The sequence below is a fragment of the Paractinoplanes toevensis genome (genome assembly GCF_018332695.1).
GTDB lineage: Bacteria > Actinomycetota > Actinomycetes > Mycobacteriales > Micromonosporaceae > Actinoplanes > Actinoplanes toevensis.
In genome coordinates this window covers 1-20196 of record NZ_BOQN01000097.1, presented here as the reverse complement: position 1 = coordinate 20196, position 20196 = coordinate 1, and the positions used below count along the sequence as shown (strand labels likewise).

14 protein-coding genes and 1 pseudogene are annotated in these 20196 nt (G+C 66.8%); 4 read left to right on the top strand and 11 right to left on the bottom strand.

Going from position 1 to position 20196, the window contains the following annotated elements; genetic code table 11:
* Positions 1-2269, top strand: a pseudogene (locus Ato02nite_RS37315) (hypothetical protein); the annotation flags it as partial.
* 141 nt (positions 2270-2410) lie between these two features.
* Here Ato02nite_RS37315 and Ato02nite_RS37310 read toward each other — a convergent pair.
* The 8 genes from Ato02nite_RS37310 to Ato02nite_RS37275 form a co-directional block, all read right to left on the bottom strand.
* A complete protein-coding gene (locus Ato02nite_RS37310; RefSeq protein ID WP_213011406.1) occupies positions 2411-2980 on the bottom strand; it encodes a hypothetical protein in 570 nt (189 codons plus the stop codon).
* Between the two features lie 548 nt (positions 2981-3528).
* Positions 3529-4116, bottom strand: coding sequence for a hypothetical protein (locus tag Ato02nite_RS37305; RefSeq protein WP_213011405.1), 588 nt, complete (start codon positions 4114-4116; stop codon positions 3529-3531).
* The gene (locus tag Ato02nite_RS37300) at positions 4113-5459 is read right to left on the bottom strand and encodes an MFS transporter (RefSeq protein ID WP_213011404.1); all 1347 of its coding nucleotides are present in this window, start codon (positions 5457-5459) and stop codon (positions 4113-4115) included. The genes Ato02nite_RS37305 and Ato02nite_RS37300 overlap by 4 nt, the downstream gene beginning before the upstream one ends.
* A 29-nt stretch (positions 5460-5488) precedes the next feature.
* Positions 5489-5800 carry a hypothetical protein gene (locus Ato02nite_RS37295; protein WP_213011403.1) on the bottom strand — a complete coding sequence of 104 codons (312 nt, stop codon included), beginning with the start codon at positions 5798-5800 and terminating at the stop codon, positions 5489-5491.
* 1064 nt (positions 5801-6864) lie between these two features.
* A complete protein-coding gene (locus Ato02nite_RS37290) occupies positions 6865-7509 on the bottom strand; it encodes a helix-turn-helix domain-containing protein (protein WP_213011402.1) in 645 nt (214 codons plus the stop codon).
* Between the two features lie 476 nt (positions 7510-7985).
* Positions 7986-9140 carry a pyridoxal-dependent decarboxylase gene (locus Ato02nite_RS37285; RefSeq protein ID WP_213011401.1) on the bottom strand — a complete coding sequence of 385 codons (1155 nt, stop codon included), beginning with the start codon at positions 9138-9140 and terminating at the stop codon, positions 7986-7988.
* Positions 9137-10405, bottom strand: a complete 1269-nt coding sequence (locus Ato02nite_RS37280; protein WP_213011400.1) for a cytochrome P450 — start codon at positions 10403-10405, stop codon at positions 9137-9139. The genes Ato02nite_RS37285 and Ato02nite_RS37280 overlap by 4 nt, the downstream gene beginning before the upstream one ends.
* 736 nt (positions 10406-11141) lie before the next feature.
* On the bottom strand, positions 11142-11537 hold the full coding sequence (locus Ato02nite_RS37275) for a hypothetical protein (protein WP_213011399.1): 396 nt from the start codon (positions 11535-11537) through the stop codon (positions 11142-11144).
* A 183-nt stretch (positions 11538-11720) separates the two neighbouring features.
* Here Ato02nite_RS37275 and Ato02nite_RS37270 point away from each other — a divergent pair, with 183 nt between their 5' ends.
* Positions 11721-11900: a hypothetical protein gene (locus tag Ato02nite_RS37270; protein ID WP_213011398.1), complete on the top strand. Its 180-nt coding sequence runs from the start codon at positions 11721-11723 to the stop codon at positions 11898-11900.
* Positions 11901-12352: 452 nt separating this feature from the next.
* Here the strand turns inward: Ato02nite_RS37270 and Ato02nite_RS37265 are convergent, their stop codons facing one another.
* The 3 genes from Ato02nite_RS37265 to Ato02nite_RS37255 all read right to left on the bottom strand — a co-directional run bounded on the left by Ato02nite_RS37265 (position 12353) and on the right by Ato02nite_RS37255 (position 14785).
* The gene (locus Ato02nite_RS37265) at positions 12353-12787 is read right to left on the bottom strand and encodes a hypothetical protein (RefSeq protein WP_213011397.1); all 435 of its coding nucleotides are present in this window, start codon (positions 12785-12787) and stop codon (positions 12353-12355) included.
* Positions 12788-13355: 568 nt separating this feature from the next.
* The gene (locus Ato02nite_RS37260; protein ID WP_213011396.1) at positions 13356-13697 is read right to left on the bottom strand and encodes a helix-turn-helix domain-containing protein; all 342 of its coding nucleotides are present in this window, start codon (positions 13695-13697) and stop codon (positions 13356-13358) included.
* A gap of 224 nt (positions 13698-13921) precedes the next feature.
* Positions 13922-14785, bottom strand: coding sequence for an SAM-dependent methyltransferase (locus tag Ato02nite_RS37255; RefSeq protein WP_213011395.1), 864 nt, complete (start codon positions 14783-14785; stop codon positions 13922-13924).
* A gap of 317 nt (positions 14786-15102) precedes the next feature.
* On the opposite strand from Ato02nite_RS37255, the gene Ato02nite_RS52890 reads away from it, so the two are divergent.
* Positions 15103-17523 (top strand): SAM-dependent methyltransferase, encoded by a 2421-nt coding sequence (locus Ato02nite_RS52890; RefSeq protein ID WP_307854182.1) that lies wholly within the window; start codon positions 15103-15105, stop codon positions 17521-17523.
* Positions 17524-17819: 296 nt separating this feature from the next.
* On the top strand, positions 17820-20196 hold a 2377-nt coding region (locus tag Ato02nite_RS37240; protein ID WP_213011394.1), incomplete at its 3' end, for an ATP-binding protein.

The window sequence follows — 20196 nt, the reverse complement described above, 5'->3', positions numbered from 1 at the left end:
CGGCGACTACCTCTACGCCAACATCTGGACACCTGGCGACACCCACCCGGGCCTGACTCGAATTGCGAAATCTGACGGAACCGCCGCGTTCGCGGTTATCAGCCACGGGGTCGTCGACATCAGCGGTATCGCCACGGACGGCAAGCAGAAGCTCTACATATCTGACACGGCGAGCAGCGCGCCGAGTGTCGCAGTCATCACAAGTGGACCTACGGCCAGCTATCCCAGCGCAAACTTGAACCCGACGATGGAAAATGGTTCCGTAAAGGATCTGCCCCTTGATCCGAAGCCGAACGGTGCCAACGGCGCTGCGGTAATCGGTAACACCACATACACGGCAGACGGAAATCGCATTGTCCAGATCGACAACGCCAGCGGACAAGTGACACCGCTAACCGGAAAAGTGGCGGCTGTCGACTATTGTCAAAGCTTCCCGAGCGACGCCACCGCACAGTTCCGGACCGACTCTGCGCCTCTGCGAGTGGTCGCGTCCGACGGTCGATTCATCTACGCCACCGACGCCTGTGGCATCCGCCGCATCGACCCCACCACCAAAGCAGTGACCTCGCTGACCGTTTCCGGTAACTTCAGCTCACGAATCGCATCCGTTGCTATCGGCGGCCAATACTTGTATGCCGTCGACAACACCAACGGCGGTCTGACCAAGATCGACCTTGATTCCGGAGCCAGCACTCTGATCAACTCAAGCATTTCTGGGGCAATCGCCGCTAATGACACCCGCGTCTGGGTGCTGAACGGAACGGTCCTGCTCGAAATCGACCGGTCGAGCGGAAATGCCTACACGGTGAGCACCTCAGTGGCAACAAATGGCCATACCCCGACGGCCATGCTCTACGGCGCTGGGGACCTGTACTTCGGCCAGTGGAACCCGGGCGACGTCTACCCCATCTTCATGCGGGTCTCAACAGTCGGTGGTAATACCACAGTCGTCGCGGCCAGCGGTTTCGAAAACATCACCGGTATCAGCGCCGACCGTGACCAGTTTTATGTCACCGACCTTACCGCCGACGGCGCGTCGCTGAAGCGAGTGCAACCTGCTGCCGCCTATGCATACCCGGCACCCGCCGACGACCCCGTGATGGAAGCCGGCTCCCTCTCTCAGCGATCTGATACCAACAAGCTAGGCGGCGCCAACGGTGTCGCTGTAATCGGCAATACCACCTACACGGCTGACGGAAACCGCATCGTCAAAATCGGGAACAGCAGCGGAACGGCAACTCCGCTGACCGGCAAGGAAACCGCCACCGACTCCTGCCGAAGCTTCCCGAACGACACCGCTGCCCAATTCCGGACCGACTACGCGCCGCTGAAGGTGGTGGGCACAGATGGGCGATTCATCTATGCCACCGACGCCTGCGGGATTCGCCGGATTGATCCGACTACCAAGGCAGTAACGTCGCTGACCACTTCCGGGAACTTCAGCTCACGCGTCGCCTCAATCTCGATCGCCGGCCGCTATCTCTATGCGGTCGACAACAGCTACGGCGGACTGACCCGCGTCGACCTCAACACCGGCGCCAGTGCCGTGCTCGACCCGAGCCTCACAGGCGCGATCGCTGCCGACCGCGATTATGTCTGGGTCATCAACAACGACCGACTGATCCGGTTCGATCCCGCTTCGCGGGTCAGCAAGTCCATCGCACCAGTCGCGACAGTCGGGCGTAATCCCACCGCACTGCTGTCCGTCGGTGGCTACCTGTACGCAAATTTGTGGAGGACAGGCGACACCTACCCGCTGCTCATCCGTATCGACAAGAACACGGGTTACGAAAAGCTCATCCTCGACCACGGCCTGACAAACGTCACCAGCATCGCTGCCGACCACGACCAGCTTGCGATCGCAGATGGCGCCGGCACCAACAGCGCCATCAAGACTGTGCTCGGCAGGCCGGCCGAACCCGCCTCCGCGCACGGCGACACCCTGCACGCCGGGGAGCGCCTCAACCCCGGCGAGCAACTGACTTCGTCGAACGGGCGTTACGTGCTCGTCATGCAGCTCGATGGAAACCTGGTCGAGTACGACGGAACACAGGCCGTCTGGGCAAGCGGCACCTACGGTCAGACCGGCAGTTACCTCGAAGCAAAAGCTGACGGAACGTTCGTCATAAGCAATCCCACGAATTCCACAGCTTGGTCGACCAATACGGCTGCTACCACCGGCAGCTCGCTGAAGATTCAAGACGACCGAAACGTCGTCGTCTACGCGCCAGATGGCCGTCCGCTCTGGGCATCCAACACCAACATCTAGGACCGAGAGGGCCGGCGTGCAACTCGCACTCCGGCCTTCTCCGGGCGTTCGATCAGCTACGGCGTCGTGTGCTGTTCGCGATGAATCCCGCTCGATCTGACCGCGCATTGGACCCGGCCGCCGAGCAGGGGCCGGGATGGATTAGTCAGCGAAGCTGGTACGGTACCAGAACCAGTCGGGCATGCAGGGCATCTGCAGACCGACTTCTGTGAGGGCGGCGTCGAGCAGGCTGTCCCAATCGATACGCAAGTCACCAATCTCGAACGGCTCGTCGTCTTCGCTCTCGTCATAGCGGGCGTCCTCCTCGGCGTCGAGGTGCCTGACGGAGTCGTTGACCACCAGGACGTAGAGACCGGGTGTGGGCCGATCAAGATCGAGTAAGGGAGAGGACGGCGCGAGATGCCGGCCGAGGGTAGGTTCGCCGCTGGCTTCGCGAGTCCAGTCCGGTGGAGACACCTCGATCGCCGTGTCGAACATAGTCGGCGTCTGGGCCTCGTACGCGGCACGGTGTTGTGCGTTCGGCCGACGGTTCAAGAACCCGTTCACGAGTTCGTCGGTGGCGCGCGCTGCGAGATCATGGGTCGGGTCGGTCTCGTCGTACCAGGGTGTGATGAGGCGGTCTGACGGGGCCATACCCTTGAAGGCCCAGTTGCTGGGTCCGCCGAGGCGGTAGCCGTACGCCACATACGTCTGGATCACGATGCTCCTCACGCTGTCATGGTCGTCGTTTGCCCGACTGGCGTCAGCCCGGTGTCGCACCTCAACGTGCTACCAAGAAAGTTTGATGGGGGTCAATCCCCTGACCGAGTGAGCGCGTTCGCTCGCCGTTCTGGCCGCGACTGCTGAGGCATTCCGCGGCAATCCCACACCCCACTGGTGCGCTGCGGAGAAAGCCGCCATGCACGCCCTACGCACGGGGCGACGCGCTCCCCGCGCCGGCCCTGTGACGCCAGGTCGCCGGTGGGTCAGTCCTCGATTCTGCGGTCCTGTTCGGTCCACTCGGTGCGGACAGTCAGCTGCCCCGGTGGCACGTTCGTCGAGCCAGTCTGTGCGGTGATTGATTGCAGGCTTCCTCTGCCGCTTGTCCGGTGCGATCGGCGGATTTCTGCCAACCGTTCGTGGGGCCAGTCCGCTCGCCCAAGGACAGCTGGCCTGGGCCCACCAGATTGGCGCTCCTGGGCTGGGCGGCAGGGATGTCGCTGCGAACCGCAACGGCATCCCTGCCGCCTGTCTCGGGACTCCGGTGAGCGCGTACAGGCTCAGAAGTCGGCTACTCCGGTCGCGCCGGTCGCCCAGCCGGAGGTGTTGTACAGGATCCCGGCCCGCATTCGGAAGTAGGTGTTGTCCTTGACGTTGGTGGCCGCGTTCGCCCAGGCGCCGGCCGCGATGGTGGTTTGGTAGTTGCAGGTGTTGCTGGTTTTACCGAACATGACGCAGACGCGGATCTTCCCCTTGGTCGTGTTCTTGACGTTGATGTCCCTGCACTGGGTGGTGGTCTTCAGCACCGGCGTGACCGAGTAGTTGTATTGGCCGGTGGGGTCCTCCGGAAAGGCCAGGCTGCCGTAGCCCTCGAAGTGGAACGAGTACGGCGAGGCCCGGCAGCCCGACGCGGCCAGGGCCGACATCGTCCCCGCGCCGGGAGCCGGGTCTCGGTAGGTGGCGGCTTGCGCCGGGGTGGCGCCCATCAGGGGTAGGGCCGCCGCGATGGCGGCGGCGATGATCATCAGCAGGGGGGTGCGGCGCCGGGTACGTGCGACGACCCGGTTCGAGCTGCTGGCCTTGTCGTGGCGGGCAGTGGCCGCGGCGGCGTCGGCGATCGAGGCGGTGCGGGTGAGGGTGGTGTTCATCGGAGGGCTCCTTCGAGGTCGGTGACCGGGTGGTCGAGGTGGTTGGTGGTGAACTCGGGCGTGCGGATCTGGCGGGTGGGACGTGTCATGTCGTCGGTTGCGGCCGGCAGGGGCGTTTTGTGCCTGCGGGCGTTTGTCGGTCGGTGGTGTCGGCCGCGGCTGTGGTGCACGACCGGGGCGGCGACGACCAGCAGTGTGGCGAGGGCGGGGAGGATGAGCAGGGCGTTGCCGAGGCTGATGTGCGTGGCGGCGCCGCCGATGATGGCTGGCCCGGTGACGTAGCCGAGGTAGCCCAATGCGGCTACGGCCGATAAAGCGGCGCCGGGTCGGGCCGGGTCGAGGTTGCCCGCGGTGGAGTAGATCAACGGGACGACGCAGGACAGGCCCGCGCCGAGGCTCGCGAAACCCACGATCGCGGTGATCGGGGTGCCGCCGATCAGGCCGAGGGCGAGGCCGCCGCCGGCGATCAGGCCGCAGCCGCGTAGCAGGGCGGCGGGTGCGATGGCGGCGGTGAGGCGGTCGCCGATGAGCCGGCCGAGGGTCATGCTCGCGGCGAAGGCGGCGTAGGCGATGGCGGCCAGGGCGGGTGTCGCGCCGAGGCGGGTGAGGTAGGTGCTGGCCCAGTCGGCCGCGGCGCCTTCGCTGATCAACGCGCTGAAGGCGAGCATGCCGAGCAGCAGGATGCGGGCTCGGGGCCGGCGCCGCCCGGGTGCGGCCGTGGCTGTCGACTCCTGGACCTTCGCGTTTGAGGTGGGGGCGGGTGTGAGTCGGTGGATCGCCCATCCCGCCGTAGCGGTGGACGCGACAGCGACGGCGGCGAAGGCGTCGGCCACGGTGAGGCCGATGTGCGCGCAGGCGGCGGACAGCAGGGCACCGGCAACACCACCGATGCTGAACAGCGCGTGGAACGAGGTCATGATCGGCCGCCCGTACGCGGTCTGGCACGAGACCGCTGCGGCGTTCATGCTCACGTTGAGGGTGCCGTGCAGGACGCCGAAGGTGAGCAGGGCAGCAGCCAGCATCGTCCACGTCGGGGCGTGGCCGGCGAAGAGAAGCGCACCGCCGAGGGTCAGCGATGGTAGGACCAGGACGGTGGTGCTGCCGTGTCGGTCGATGAACCGGCCGGCGGCGCGCATGCCGAGCAGGCCACCGACGGCGAGTACGAGCAGGCAGATGCTCAGCTTGCCGTCGGCCATTTTGATGTTGTGCTGGATCGCGGGGATCCGCGCGGTCCAGGTGCCGATGGTCATGCCGGCGATGCCGAACATCAGGCTGATCGCGAGTCGATAGCGGCGCAGTATGGCCGGGGTCGTGCTCGGCCCGGGTGGGGTGGCGCTGGTCATGGAAGGTCTCCCCGGAAGGGTCAAGGGGGTCACGGCGGCTGCGGAAGGGCCTTGCGTGCGGGGCCGGCTCGGGGCCTGTGATGCCTGGCGGCATCACCGACCGCTGCCTTTCGCCCGTGCGGGTCAGCCGACGGTGGCGCAGGCGGTGCCGTAGCTGCAGTAGCCGCGACACGGCTGTTGATCGAGTTGACGTGCAGGGCCTTGCCGTTGACCGCGATACAGCTGGCGTAGGCGTCGCCCTTGCTCTTGTCGGCGCTGGCCAGTGCGGGTGTGGCGACAGTCAGGGTCAGGCCTGGCGCCGCGGCGGCGATGGCGGCCAGGCGGGTGAGGGTCTTGGTCATCTGCTGTGCTCCTGAAGGAGTGGATGGTGGGTGCTCGGCGGGGTGTTGCCGTGCGGAGCTGGCGCCGGTGTGCGGGTCTGGTGGGCCGCCTGGCCGGTCCGGGTTCTGGCACCGAGGTGGCCCATCGGCGACCGCTCGATGTGGAGGCCTGGTGGGATGTCGGCTGCTCACCGACGCGGGACGGGAGAAGCACCTGAGACCGGGTGCTTGCTGCCCGCGGGCTGGAAAGGGCGGTTCAGCTGCTGCCGGATGGCCTGTGCCGGGCGGCGGAGTCAGTTGCCGCCCGGCACAGGGGTTCGCCCCGGTCGCGGGGCGAGGTGATCCGCACCTCGGTTGCCGATGCCGCAACCGGTGCGTCCGCCGGCGATGGACGTGCGCCGGGAGACGGCCCCCTCGGCGTTCCCAGCGCGTCCGTCGGCGCTGATCACCTGTTTGACGATGCCGGGCCGGGTGGCGGCAGGGAAGTTGTCGAGGGTTGTCGGGTGTTGTCGAGCGGGGCGCTCGTGGTGCCAGACCGCCCAGTCGCTACGGCGTGCGCACATCGATGGATCAGAGGCAGGCGTGGCTGTATCCCGGCACGGTGACATGCGTCAGCGGCCGGGCGCCCCTGCTGTCAGCAGCGCTGAGCTGGTTTTGTGACGGCGCCCTGCGGTCGGTGCCAGGTGCCGGTTGCGCAGTGACCAAGCCGCTCGTGCGGACGCGACGCTGAGGGGCGGCGCGAAGCACGGTGCGGCAGCCATGCGGCCGCATGGTCAGGGAGTCGCCCGTTCGCGCGGTGGGCGTCTCGGGCAGCAGCCGGCTGCGTGCCGGCGCTGGCAGGGCGTTCGGGGTGTGCCGATCAGACCCGCGCCGCGGCCGTCATCATGGCGGTACCGCTCAGCGAGCAGGGTGAGCGCCCGGGTGCCGTGCGCGGCTGTGGACACGGGACGAGGTGCATTTCCACGTCGGCGGTACCGGCACATCTGGGCACGGGTGATGCGGGGCGTGTCGATGAGATGGCTTCAGCCGCCCGGCTGTGGCCAGCGGCCATCGTGCCGCGACCTCGGGCGCAAGGGAGCGCAGCGTCACCGTGGGCGCATGCGGGTTGTGCCAGGCAATCCACCCGGCTCGCTGCCGTCGTTCCAGATGAAATCCGGGTCTTCCGGCAGATCCAGGTCCGCAACGGTGACCTGCAGAACCGCCGCGAGTAAGCGACGGTTGTACTCGTCCGGCTTGGCCTTGTCGTGTTCCCACCGGGAGATCATGGGCTTCAATGACAACACACCCGGCGCGGGATCTCCGCGCTTAGCTGCGTAAAGACGCATATGCAAGGCCAGCTGCTGCAGCGACCACTGCCGGGCCAGTCGCGCCCGATGAATCCGTGCCCCCGGAGTCATCCTCCTCTCGGTCTCGTCGTACTGCGGCAGATCTAACGAGCTCATCGTCGCTTGTACCCCTGCAAAGTCTGAGCTCTTGCCTGCACTGCGTTCGTATACCGGCTGGTGCTCGTTGTCTCGCCGCACCACCAAAAGCGGCGGGTCACCGGTGTTGAGATTGTCCACATCGGCCGGTTTGGCTGCGCCGGCAGCCTCAGGTCGATCTGCGATCGGGCCTGGGGGAGGTTTGAGGCCCTCGGTCAAACCCTCCGATTCGCGAGGATGATCGGGAAGTGTCGTTCTGACGAGGGCGGCAGTGTCGTGTTGACCGTCTGTCGTAGCGGTTCGGCTCATCGGAGAACCCCTTCGTGGCAAGATTTTCCTTCGGGACGTCCACGGGTCGCACGCCCCGTTCGCGAAGGTTCTGATGGAGAAGTAGCTGCTGCGCACGTTGCCGCCGACGCTGAGGAAGTTGCCCGATTGCCGCCTGATCGCCCACGACGGGTGGCTGTTGCAGGAAGCCCTCGATGATGATCTGCCAGTTGCCGCATGGCGCCGCGGTGGTGCTGCACGGCTTGGCGTAGATGCTTCGAGCGGTCGCCGTGGGCGTAAGGCAGGTGCCGAAGCGCACCGGCTTCAGGTCTCGGTAGGTGGCGGCTTGCGCGGGGCCGGCGGCGAGCAGTGACAACGTGGCAGCGGCTAGGGCGGTAATGATGACCAGCAGCGGGTTGGTGTGCCGGGGCGACGACCCGGGGTCGAACTGGCGGCTTCGCGCCGCGGGGAAGGCTGCGGCCCAGGCCACAGCGATGGTGCGGGTGACTGAGGTTTCATCAAGATCCTCCTTGCAGGTCGGTGACCAGGTGGTCGATGTGGTCGGTGGTGATTCCGGGCATGCAGATCACGTGACTCCAGCCGCCGTCGACGGGCAGGGGCCACTTCTTGGTCAAGGGTTCGGGCAGGGGACGCAGCATCACGGTGACGGCGTCCGGGTTGCGCCAGTACGGCCAGCCGATCGCGGTCAGCCGCCGGCAGGCGTAGCCGGCGACCGCGCGGGCTTGTTCGACGCGCCGGCGTTGCCCGGCCAGGGAGTGTCGGGTGAGGGCATGGGCCAGCACAACGGCGGCCAAGCCGCTGCGCGAGCCGGCGATGGTGGTGTCGGCGTTACCGATGTAGGAGATCGGGCGGCTGTCGCCTGTCGGCTGGTGCACGGTCAGAGTCGGCGCGGTCGTGATCGGTGTGCCCCACCATTTGTGGCCGGAGGTCACGATGCTGTCCGCGCCGCCGCGGGTCAGGTGAAAGTCGGTACGGCCGGTCAGTGCTGCGGGAGCGCCGCCGAGAGCGGCGTCGGCGTGGATCCACCGGCGCGCGACCCCGGCGTCGTCGAGACTGCCGTGGATGGCAGGGACCGAGTCGATGGCCTCAGTCATGGTCGTGCCGATGGTGGCCACGACGATCGCCGCCCTCGACGAGGTTCGGGCGGCTTTGACGCGCAGGTCGGCGTAGTCCATCTCGCCGTGCGGTGCGGCATCGACGGCGATGGCCGGTAGCCCCAGGATCCGGGCCGCCTTGAGCACGGAATAGTGAGCCGCGCGCGAGTAGAAGACGAGGGGATCTATCAGCTTGGCGCGGGCCAGCCGCAGGCTGTGCAGGGTGCCTTCGGTGCTGCCGGACGCCAGGTAGCCGGTCCAGCCACGCTCGGCTCCGAACAGATTCGCGAACCAGGTCAGGACCCGCCGCTCCACGTCCATGGTGTGCAGCGGGTAGATCGGGTCGGGACCGTGTGGCTCGCCGGGGTTGTTGAGCATGAACCGCAGGAACGGCGCCAGTGCTGCGTAGTCGATGTCGATCGCCCGCGGATAGCCGATGTTGGTGGCGTCCGCCACGGTGATCCGGGCCAGTACCTGGTTCAGGTACGGGTCGAGTTCGGCCAGTTCCCCGGTGGACGTCGCGGCAGGAGAATGCGGCGAGAGCAAGTCCGTGGTCATCGCTGTGCTCCCGCGGGACCGTCCGGGACGAGGCACCGGCTGTCGGCGGTGGTGGCCGGCATCGCGGTGTGCGCCCGGGTCACTACCGACGGCCGGAACCGGCGTGTGTGGTCGGCGCCGAGGCGGAGCGCGGGTAGCCGGCGGGCGAGCGTGCCGAGCGCGGTCGACAGCACGAGCCGGGCCAGCGCGGCGCCCAGGCATTGGTGCGGGCCGTAGCCGAAGGCCAGATGTCGAGACAGCCGCGCCCGTGCCGGGTCGAAGATGTGCGGGTCGGGGTAGACGGTTTGGTCGTGGCCGGCGCTGCCGAGCAGCACGAGGCAGCGGCTGCCTGCGGGGATGGTGACATCGCTGATGACGGTGTCGGTCGTAGCCAGCCGCAGCCAGCCGTCCGTGCCGGGGCTGTAGCGCAGCGATTCCTCGATCAGGGTGGTCCGGTGGTGGGGGTCGCCGGCCACGCGGCCCCATCGCTTCGCGTCGGCGAGCGTGTGTTCGAGTGCGTGCCCGAGTGCTGCCGCGGTGCTCGTCAAACCGACGGTCAGCAGGTCGAACAGCAGGGCGGTGGCTTGCTCGACGGACAACAGGGCCTCGTTGCCGCTGCGATAGGTCAGCAAGTCACCCAGGACGCCCGGCGACGGCCGCGCTGTGGTCAGGCGCACCCGGACCAGCGCGCGGCAGTATTCGCGCAACTCCAGGAACCGGTACAGGGCGGGCAGTTGCTTCGCGGCGGTGGGCCGGCCCCAGATCAGCTCAACCGTCGCGGCCGAACAGTGGTCGATCATCGTCGCGTCCTCGGCCGGCAGGCCGAGCACGTCGAGCATGACCAGCAACGGCAGCCGTCGGCTGAACTGATCGACCAGGTCGACGGTGGCGTGCTCACTGAGTTCATCGACCATCTGCTCGGCGCGCTGCCGCACTACCGGCAGCCACCGCTCGCGCACCGCGCCGGCAGTGCCTGGGATGACCGAACGCAACACCGAACGCAGCCGGGTGTGCTCGGGCGGATCGCTGGTTACGACGCCCGGCGTCATGTGCACGCTGGTCAGCAGCGCCAGTGCCGCCCCGGTGAGCGGGGTGACCGGAGTCAGCGTCGCGGCGGTGCCGAACCGGCGAGCATCGCCGAGCACGTCACGGACGTTGTCGTACCCTGCGACGATCCACAGTCCCAGGCCCGGGTCGAGGCAGACCCCGGGGCCCTCGCCGAGTAGCCGCCGCCACGTGGCGGCCGGGTCCCGGCCGCAACCGGGATCGAACGGGTCGAGTCGCATGATGAGCTCCTTCGTGAGACGTGCACCGCAGGTCGCGGTGTACAGGCGTGATGGCCTGGACCTGCCGGGGGCAGAATCCGGGCATGGCAAGGCCAGAGGGGTGAGGTGGTGGAGTGATCGGCTGGCCCGCGTGCCGAGAGCGTGTGCCAGAGCTCAACCCCCGCCGGTCTGGTGCTGGCGGGTCGAGTTGGGCGGTTGGGTGGTGGGCCGCCGGGCGGCCGGCGCGGGGAGTCCGGCCTGGTACCCGGCGGCGATCAGGAGCCTCGGTTCTGCGTTGGCAGCGTCCGACCGAAGGCAGGAGCCACCTGTGAACCGGCGGCTGATGCAGTGATCCGGGGTCTGCCCGGCCACCGCTGGGCAGAGCCTGCTGGGGGTTCCGGTGCCACCCTCAGGGTTTGGTCGTGGTGTGCGGCGTGGTCGATTCCGGAGGTGGGCGGGGTATCCGAACCGGCTGCCATGGGTAAGGGTCGGCTCAGCCGGATGAGCGGGTCGGACTTGTCTGTGGCGGGCCGGCTGGTTGTGGTGTCTGTCGCGGGCCGGCTGATAGTGGTGTCAGTGCCGGCAGACGCTGTAGCGGCCAGACGTCCGGGCCACCGGGCAGTCGACACGGGGCAGCTGGTAGGTAGCCGGCGGCGGTCAGGACGCGGTATTGCTCGGGGCCGGGTGCCATCGTGTACGCAGACATGCCTGCTGTGTCGAGGTGGTCGTGCCGGTGCGTCAGCAAGGTGGCTGCTGCTCACGGGTCGCCGGCGAGCGTGACGAGCCGTAGATGCCCAGTGGCGGGTTGATGCCGGACCAGCAACTGCTCGTAGTCCAGCAGCACCATCGCATACCGGCCACAGGTCGCGGTCACCCGCCGTAGGTGGTTGCCTGGCAAGCGATGCGGCCGACTCCGGTCGAGCCAGAATGCGGCGGCGCGCCGGTCGCGGGTCATGTCGACGTAGCCATGGCGAAGCGCCTGTTCAGCCTGAATCGCATACCAGGCCATGAGTACCCCGGGCCGGCTGTGGACATCGGGGACCAGCCATGCCGCTGCTGGTGAGTCCCATTCATATGCGACGGCCAGCCCGACCAGATCGGGGAGGTCGTCAGGGCTCGCGGCCATCACCTTCGGTCTATCAATGGCGTGCATTTGCGGCTCCTCTGGGATCGCGCCAGGTGCAGAACGGCGTCCGGTCAGAGGCAGGCGCGGGCCGAAGTCACGATGAGCCAAGACGCCGGGTGAGCCCGGGATTGTCCACTCGATCCCGTAACGGCGAACCGGTCGAAGGAAACCTCGGCGCCGGTTGTCGTACTCGCGACGAAGGCGGAGGAAGTGAACTTCAACGTCTCGGCGGACGCCGGAGCCTCGGCTGCCACGCAGGTCAGTGCCGGCGACGCCGGGGCGGTGATCAGCGCCGCAACGGCGATCGGGGCAACGGCGAGCAACACAGTGGTGGTCTTCACGATCATGTCCTTCCTGGACGGACAAAAGAGAGGCGGTTACGTCAGATGAGTCAGATGCGGACGCGGACACGGCGGAGCCCGGCGACGTGAGCGACAGGCGCTGCGCGGGCGGGTTCGGTGAGACTTCCGGAGCCACGCCGGCGCTGTGCCCGCGTAACTCTGGTGGCCGTGGCCGATCGCGGCTTACCGCAGACCGGCACCGTCGCCACGGGCAGGCAGGCCCCGACTGCCCCGGCGAGTTGCGGGGTCATCCTGCCCGGCCGGCCGTGTGACAGGTTCACCTATTGAGGCCATGCCGGCGGTTCGCTTTGTGGCGGTACGGATGGGCTGATCTGTCATGAGTTCAAGCATGACCATTATCCGTTCCCAACGCTATTGTCATGTCTTGTCACGTGTTGTCGCCTGTAGTTACATTGCCGGGTTCGCCGAGGCGCTGTTGTGGACAGGCCGACGCCCGGCGGAGCGCATGGTGACCGCTTCGGCGAAGGATGTGGGGATCCATCAGCAGCGGATGAGCACCATGGTGCCCGGCTCGACCCGGGCAAGAGTCGGGAGTGCCGCGGCGGGCACGATGAAGGTGCCGCTCCCGCGCTCGCCGCCGACTTGGACGTTGCCGGCGGCATCACCGTGATGCGCGGCGAGGAGCAGACCCTCCGTGCGGCGTCCGGCAGGGCCGGCTAGGACATACGTACGGCCAAGCGGGACGGCGGGGCTGCTGTCACGAACGGTCAGCGGCCAACGGCGACTCCGACCGCAGAAGCGCACGTACAGGTACCCCTCACCCAGTTGCACCCGCAGGTCGTAGCGGGCGGTGATGATGCCGACAAGCTCGGTGTCGATCCATCCGCTCAGTCCGTTCGGCCGCCCAGGCAGCAGCACTCGCACCCATCCCGGTCGCTGATCAATGACCGGTAGATGTACCGGCTCACCGGTCATGACCGCGAACGGGACTCCGGCCGGCGCGTCGTAGACGGGTAACGGATCGGCGATGCAAGCGATTGCTCCCCGCGCACCGTCACGACGGCCTTCGCTCGGCGGTGCACCAGTCAGATAAGAATCGCCGGTAACAACGGGCAACGCGCGCCGAGCAGCCGCGACGTACGCGTGCGGCGCTCCGGCCGTGCCTGGAGAAGACCTTGCCCGGCCGGGGGTGGGACGCGGATGCCGGGCAGCGCGGCGAGCAGGCGCGAGACCCGCCGCGCTGCCGCGGTCACGCCGGCCTCGCGGGGTAAGCGCGGTCCGCAGAGACGCGCCGGGCCGGTGGCTGGTAGCGCTACGGTCGCATCTGCTCGCGCCTGATCTGCGCGGTGGCCGGCCGCCGGCCGCGCGTATTCCTGACGTGCCCGGGCTGCCTCGAAAGGTTGATCACTCATATAATCAGCCTGGCAGCGATCCGATATGCGGTCTATTGTCATTACTTGTCGGCTGTATCTACAATGGATGTATTGGTAATACATTGCGCTGGACGCATAGTGAGATGCGTCCGACGCTGAGCAGGCTACGGTCAATCGGCCTGTAGCGGCGTCGCGCGCCGCGGTGGGTGCACGTAGTGCGGATCGACCGGGAATCCGACTTCGGTAACCCGAACATTGAGTGCCTCAGCCAGGATGTGCAGGTTGTAGGAATCGGGAACAACGGTGTCCCCCTCCCACTTACTGATCATCGACACCAGCGAGCTGGTCCACTTCGGGGCGCCTAGATACCACGCTCCGACCGCCTGAAAGCGACGTGCCAGCTGCGGCTGTGTCCATCTCCTCTGTGCTCGCAGGTATTTCAGCCGCTCGCCTCCCGTGAGCGCCGCAGGCTGACGCGTCGGCTCCTCCTCGGTGTCGCCTGCCAACTCCACGACAGCTCCTTGTCCTCACGATCGGCGGTGAGGGTCTACGCGGTCGTCGCGCGCAGCCCTTCGCGGTCCGCCGGTCCCGTGTCTGCTCGGTTAATGACGGATTGTTCCAACGGCCCCCGGCTGCGCTAACAGAGAAGCGGGTGAGGGCGTCCGCTGAGTGGCGGCAGAAGGCGCGGCAGGAGTCGGATCAGCACCCAGATGGGCCGGTGATGGCGGTGCCACCGCTAGTCAAGCGGGCGGGTGGCCGCCCACCAACCGACGGTGAACACCCCTGCTTGCCGAGCGGCGTCCAGCACGAGCTTGCCGGTACGAAACAGATCGCTGTAGGTCAACCAAGCTTGTCGATCCTGTGGTGGTGTCGACCCCCAGCACTGTCGGCCGGCGAATTCGTCTTCGGCATGGCTGACCGTGAAACCAGCGCGGGTCATCATCGCGACGTACGAATCAAGCGTGCCAAGCCCCGCCAGTCGAATGTGTTCACAGACCGGGCGAATGATCTGTTCGATCTGCTCCGCCGTTTGGTAGCCGCCGTAGGGGCGTTGCAGCCAGTCCAGTCCGACCAGCCGGCCACCAGGCCGCAGGACGCGGTGCGCGGCGCGGAAGAAGGCTTGCTTGTCGGTGAGGTGACACACCGATTCGAGGAAGACGACCGCGTCGAAGCTTCCGTCCGGCCACGCCAACAGGGTGCGATAGTCCTGGTCACCCAGGGTGACAAAGCTGACTTGCCCATCAAGGCGCCGGGCCTTCGCCAGCGTGCGCGCCCGTTCGTTGAGAGTCTCGGTATTGGAGACCCCGACAAAGGTCGCGCCAGTCGTGCGAGCCATCGCACACGTGGCGCCGCCCGGCCCACTGCCGAAGTCGAGCACACGCTGACCCGGAACGATGCCAGCCAGCGTCATCAGTCGTCGCTGCATGGCCAATGCCGCTTCGCGCGGCGAACCGCCGTCGTTCTCGACGCCGGCGTCGCCGTGGTGCCAGATGTCGCCCATAAGCGCCACGTAGGCCTTTCCGGCGCCATCGCCGCCAGGGCCATCGTCATAAAAGGTCCGAACTGCATGTTCGTGTTCGTGAGCGGTGCCCGCGGTCATGCTGTTCCCTTTCCACACCATCGTTCCCGACAGAAGAGGCACGCCCTGGTGCCGTCAATCCGGCAACAGCGTGGTTCCTCGAGGCGAGTGTGGTAGACGCCTGTTGGCGGCACATCCGATCATCTACGTAGCACCACCTCTCCCGTCTACGTAGATGAGGCTGGCGTCTTGTGCGGGCCGTCCGTCCAGCCGCGATATAAGTCCGGCGGATTCCGGGCAGGGATCGACAAAGGGCGGTATCCACTCCAATACGGGCTGTGAGAGACTTCCTCCGCTGACAGCGGGCAGGCACCATGCGGCGGAGGAGGGACACGTCGTTGGATAAGGCACGCTCAGATTCATCGCCGGACATCCTGAACGAGGTCGCAGTCCAGCCCTGGCATCGGCCCATCCTGGACCTGCTCGCGACCAGTCCTAAGCAGTACGTCGAGATCAAACTGGCCCTGATGGCCTTGACGGAGCCTGAGCCGCCACGAGGCGAAGGACAGGTCAATCGGGCGTTGCGTCAGATGCGAGACCTCGGACTGATAGTCAAGGAGGGCGCCGGCAAGCAAGCGCCCTGGGTACTCACCTCGACCGGTCAACACGTCAAGCAGGACCGTGACTACTTTGACCGGCTATGGGCGCTTCGTAGTGGGGCGGGCACGGCTGAAGCTGCCGAGCCCACTGGCCCGCCGACCGACGGCAGCCGCCAGCGTGTCCGGGCGCAGCGACGCGAGATGGCCCACCATTTCCGTGAGTTCAATCCTCAGGTAGCGCACCCGGCGCGCCGCTACGATTACTGGCTGGGCGGTAAGGACCACTTCGCCGCGGACCGTGCTTCCGGTGATGCCCTGGAGAAGGTTTATCCGGGCATGCGTGTTGGTGTGCGCGCCAACCGCGCCGTACTGGGTCGCATTGTGCGTTACCTGGCCGCAGAGCAGGGCATCCGCCAATTCCTCGATATCGGAACGGGTCTGCCGACCGCCGGCAACACCCACGAGGTTGCTCAGGCAGTGGCGCCGGACGCCCGGATCGTGTATGTCGACAACGACCCGTTAGTGCTGGTCCACGCCCAGGCCCTGCTCACCAGCTCCCAAGAAGGCCGAACCGCGTACATCGACGCGGACATCCGCGACCCCGCCACGATCCTCTCCAGCGCCCGGTTGCGCGAGACTCTGGATCTCACCCAGCCGGTGGCACTACTGCTGTTCGGTGTACTGCACTTCATCGCGGGGAAGGGGGCAGCCAACCCGCTGGTCGAGGAGTTGATGGACGCCCTGGCTCCGGGCAGCTTCCTGGCGCTCACCCATGTCACCGACGACTTCTCGGCGCCCGAGGTGATCGCCGAGCACAACCGGATGCGCAGCGCCGGCCGCAGCGACTTCTGGATGCGCGACCGTGACGAGATCGCCACGTTATTCGAGGACCTGCAGATCGTGGATCCCGGCATCGTTGCCACCACGCGCTGGCGCCCCGAACCCGACGACCTCGATCCAGCGTTGAATCTGGTCAACGCCTGGGTCGGACTCGGACGCAAGACCTACCGCAGGGCCGAGAAGACTCTCGCGCTGATGATCAGGAACCCGTGGTACGAGCACATCCTGACGGTTCTCGCCGACAAGCCGCTCCGATACGCCGACATCCGCCCCCACCTAGCCGCGCTGACCGGACGCGCACCCGGCGAAGGCCAGCTCAACACGATGTTGCGCAAACTCGCGGACCTCGGCCTGGTCGGCAAACAAGAGTCCCCCGGGCGATCATGGTTCGCCACTGCCCAGGGACAGGCCAGCAGGATGGACCGCGAGTCCTACCGAAGGCTTAGTCACGAAGAACCTGGCCGTGACGCAGACGTCCCAGCGACGGCCGACCCCCATCCGTTTGCGGAGACTTCCGCCGAAGGTGCGCCGCGGGGCGCACCCGAAGCGGGGGAACCACTCTCCCTGAGCGATCTCGAAGCGCGGCTGTCTGTTTTCCAGCCCTCGGTCGCTCACCCTGCACGGCGATACAACGTATGGCTAGAGGGCAAGGACAACTTCGCGGCTGACCGCGAGTCCGCGGCGGAGTTCGAGCGCCTGGAACCGGACATCCGCAAGGGCGTGCAGGAAAACCGGGACGTGCTGCGCCGCATGGTCCACTACCTGGCAGCCGAGGAAAATGTGCGGCAGTTCCTCGATATCGGTACGGGTTTGCCGACCGCCGGCAACACCCACGAGGTTGCTCAGGCGGTGGCACCGGAGGCTCGGATCGTCTACGTCGACAACGATCCCCTGGTACTGGCCTACACCAACGCTCTGCTTACCAGCTCTCCGGAGGGCCGCACTGCCTACATCCAGGCGGACCTGAACGACCCAGCCGGCATCCTGAGCAACCCACAACTGCGCGAAGCCCTTGACCTGCGACAACCTGTCGGCTTGATGCTCATCGCCGTGTTGCACTTCATCCCCGGTGTCGGCATCGCCAAACAGTTGGTCGAACAACTCATGGACGCCCTGGCTCCGGGCAGTTTCCTGGCGATCACCCACGCCACGAGTGACTTCTCGCCAGCAGAGGTGACCGCCGCTCATGAGCAGATGCGTCGTGAGGGCCGCAGCGACTTCTGGATGCGCGACAAGGACGAAATCTCGACGCTGTTCGACCGGCTCGAGGTGATCGAGCCGGGGATCGTACCCAACACCCACTGGCGACCCCGCCCGGAAACCCCGGACCTCCCGCTCCGCGTCGTCGGCTCATGGGCCGGGCTCGGACGCAAGTATTAGCACTCGTCACGCGACATGGCGTAAGTCACACCTTCAAAGTGACGCTTTTCCGGGAACGTTCATGCGAGAGCGCAAATTTCCCGCCGTAGCGTGATCGACGTCGATGCGATAAAACGAAAGAGCTTCTGAAACGCTCTGGCTGGGCCATTCCGCGGAGGCCACATCTTCCCTGCCGTGAACTGGCCCATGCTGAACCCTGGGCGTGCGGCTCGAAACGGGTGGACGTCAAAACGCCCATCGCGTCGTCACGTCTCCGTTCCGCCGCCGAAGTCCGGCCAGCAACATAGGAAGGTGTCGTGGGCAACGAAACGCGCAACGGCCAAACCATCGACAACGGAAATCTGCCGTTGGACCTCGCCGTATTCGTCGGCCGCGACGATGCCCTCGCCACCGCCGCGGAGCTGCTGCGCCGTGAGCGGCTACTGACCCTGACCGGCCCCGGAGGAGTCGGCAAGACCCGCCTGGCCCAGCGGATCGCCAGCCACCTGCGAACGGAGTTCACCGACGGTGCCTGGATCATCGACGTCGGCGAACTGGAAGGAGGCGACGACCACTCCGCCGATTGGCTCTACACCCACGTCGCCTTGGCGTTGGGCCTACGCCGGCACGGACCCGCCACGCTGGAAGTTCTGCGTACGCACCTGCACGACAGGCGAGCCCTGCTCATCGTCGACAGCTGCGAATACCTGCTGCCGCGGACCCGGGACCTCGTCAGCCAACTGCTGCGGTCCACCCGCCACCTGCGGGTCGTGGCAACCTCGCGGCAGCCACTCGGCATCGACGGTGAGCGCACCATGCCTGTACCTCCACTGTCGACCCGAGACGCGGTCCACCTGTTCACCGACCGAGCCATCGCCGCCGGCTCACCGCCTGCCAGCCTCGCCGACACCGACGCCATCCAACGCCTGTGCCAGCGACTCGACGGACTGCCATTGGCGATCCGCCTGGCCGCAGGCCGGACCCGCACCCTGTCCGTGCAGGAACTGATCGACCGGCTCGACGATCGATTCCGTCTACTCACAGCCCCAGCACACGGAAACGACGAACGGCATTCCACGCTCGGTCGGGTCGTCGACCTCTCCTACGACATGTGCACGCGCCAGGAACAGCAGGCGTGGACCCACATCTCAATCTTCGCCGGCACCTTCGACCTCGCGGCGGCCGAAGCAGTCATTGCCGGCGATGACATCAACCAGGCTTCGGTGGTCGACCTGATCGCAGGACTGATCGACAAGTCTGTGATCACGGTCGACACCACTGCCAAACCTTCTCGTTACACGATGCTCGACACGCTGCGCGACTACGGCCGGCGCCGGTTGGCCGCCTCCACGGAAGCCCTGGCCGTCCGCACTCGGCATCGCGCGCACTACCGCCGCTGGCTCGAACACGCGGTCGCAACCTGGCTCGGACCTGCGGAGCTGGAAACACTCGCATCAGTCCGTCGCGAACTACGCGAGATCCTCAACGCGATCGATCACAGCATCACCGACGGCGACCTCGCCACCGCCAGAGCCCTCGCCCGCGACCTCACCCGCACCCGAGCACCCTTCTTCTGGGGATTCATGGGCTTGGCATTCAACCAACTGGAACGGGCGATCGACGCCTCCAACCCGAATCCCGACCAACCAGCCGAGGCCAGCGACCTGGCCGCCACCGCCGCAGCCGCCGCCTGGATCGCCGCTGCTCAAGGCAGACGCAAGACCGCTCGCACCCTTCTCGGCAGCGCCGACACATGGCTGCGCGCCCACCACCTCCCCGCCAACCCGCCGCTGCTGTTCACTCGCGGCGGCAGCGACGCCCTGCTCGCCGGGCACCGGGAAGCCATCGGACTGCTCGCCGCCGCCCGCGATCAGTTCACCGACCCTGCCACCGCAGGCGACCGGCACATGGCCACCATGATGTGGTCCATCGCGTATGCCTTCGCTGGCGAGCCCAACGCTGCCGAGAACGCCGCCGACCGGTACCTCGACGAAGCGGAAAAAGCCGCAGCGCCATGGGCCATCTCTTGGGCGTTGTGGGCGGCTGCACTGGCAGCCCTGCGCTGCGACGACCTCGAACGCGCCACCACGGCGATCGCCCGATGCCTGCAACTACAACGGGACATGGGCGATCAATGGGGGCAAACCTGGAGTATCGAACTAGCCGCCTGGATCACAGCTGCCCGCCTACACGACCACCCCGAACCCGAAAGACAAGCCCGGCGAGCCGCGTGGCTCCTCGGCGCGGCGATGGCCCGCCAAGAAAAGCTCGGCGTCCTACTGTCCGAACTACGACCGTTAGCCGCCCGGCGCGAACAAGCCCGCGCCCGCATCGCCGAGCACCTCGACGAGAGCACCATCACCAGAGAGGCAGCCGCAGGCAAACACTCACATAAACACGCCATCCGCCACGCCCTCAACGAGCCCACATCCCGACGCCCACGCGCCTCTACCGAAGACGGACCTACCCCTCGAGAACTCGAGGTCGTCGACCTCGTTGCTCAGGGACTCAGCAGCTCCGAAATCGGCCGACGCCTGCGGATAAGCCATCGAACCGTCGACACCCACCTCACCAACCTCAGCGCCCGACTGGGCCTGCACAACAGGGTCGAACTCACCCGATGGTACATAAACTTCACCGGTGCAAACCCCGTCGAGCGCGCGCCAAAATCGACGGGACTGTGCCACGAACGGT